Here is a 1,384-nt window from a genome sequence, read left to right as displayed (position 1 = left end):
TTCCACCCACATTAAGGACGGAGATTGATTATTTGAACGGATTAAGAACGAAAGAGGGATTTATTTTAATTCTACGCACGTTATAATCATCTAACAGCACGGAGTTTTAACTTGAATCTTATATCGAGTTGGTAGCTCATATAACTTTCGTTATTAATTACTGCAAATAATTAATAACCGTGCATCGAATATAAAACTAAAGCCGATCATATTCAATATGGTCGGTTTTTTTTATGGGGAATTTTTAGGGGTTTAGGAGAAATATTTCAATTTTGGTAACCCCCATATTATAAAAGGGGGTCTAACTTGATCAGATTATGACGACCTTTCCACCGTGTTTTTACGGGTTTAGATCATTTTTTAATCAATTTTTTCTTATTATGTTAAATACATCCTACAAGTGCAGAAATTAAAACGCAAATAGAAAAAATCTAAAGTTTTTGCGAGCGCAGGTAAAGCGCTCTCGCGTCGGTCGGACGTCGAAGCTCCTTCTCCATCCGCGCGCGCGCTCCCTCCCTGCGCCTGCCTTTTTCTTTAAATGATGCCACTTTTAGTAAAAATTTCAGTTTTTACTAAAAGCCTGGCATCTAGGGTATTAGGGAATCCCTAACAAGTCACAAAGTACCCTTTGTGTATCCTTGCTTAAAAAAAATGCCCTAAAATCTATCTCTTAGGGCATTTCCAAGGAGAAACACTGCTTATTTATCTAAAACCTGAAATTCCAGAACCTCAGAAAAAGAATAAAATTCACAATCATCAACAGAAAATTGATGCTCACCATGAAGATTAAAAACAATCGAAGTTACAGTACCATCCGTTTGAAAAGTAAAATCTTTTAAGCAATAACAAAAAGAAACTTCCTTGCCTAAAAGATTTAAAACTGTAGTATCTAGCGCAGTCATAATTGATCTCCTAATAGATCATTGTGATTAGGAAAACAGTAAGATTGCCGTCTTATTGTTTTCCGATTTAAGTATTTGATTTATAACATAAATTGTTTAATTTTTCAACAATTCTTTTTAATAAAATCACATAGTGATATTTATCATTATGGTGAGAGTTGGAGAAGATCAGGGAATACTCACCCTAGAGCACTAAAAGCGCCCTAAGCAGTATTACCCGGACAATGTAAGGCATCACTACGGAGCCGAGCCATCGCTTCACAGGAGCGCATCACAGTCTATTGCTACGCTTGTTTTGATTAGGGCATAGATCACCCCCTGAACACGTTCAAAACCGCCTATAAACGCCTTTAAATGATCACCGCAAGGGATTAACCCAATATACTCACGATCAGCGTTTTATGACTACTCATACCGTTGTCTGCTTTGTTCAGAACCCCCAGTAACAGACTTAAACCCCAATGCGCTGGCGTCACTGTACC

At 37.1% G+C, this 1,384-nt stretch carries 1 protein-coding gene; it reads right to left on the bottom strand.

All coding sequences use genetic code 11. The features are described from left to right. Positions 1-698 precede the first annotated feature (698 nt). Positions 699-902, bottom strand: coding sequence for a hypothetical protein (locus DPG01_RS18320; protein ID WP_110975996.1), 204 nt, complete (start codon positions 900-902; stop codon positions 699-701). Between the last annotated feature and the right edge of the window lie 482 nt (positions 903-1,384).

This window comes from Acinetobacter sp. WCHAc060042 (genome assembly GCF_003231195.1).
GTDB lineage: Bacteria > Pseudomonadota > Gammaproteobacteria > Pseudomonadales > Moraxellaceae > Acinetobacter.
The sequence above is the reverse complement of the archived record's forward strand: the minus strand, read 5'-3'. Positions and strand labels throughout refer to the sequence as shown.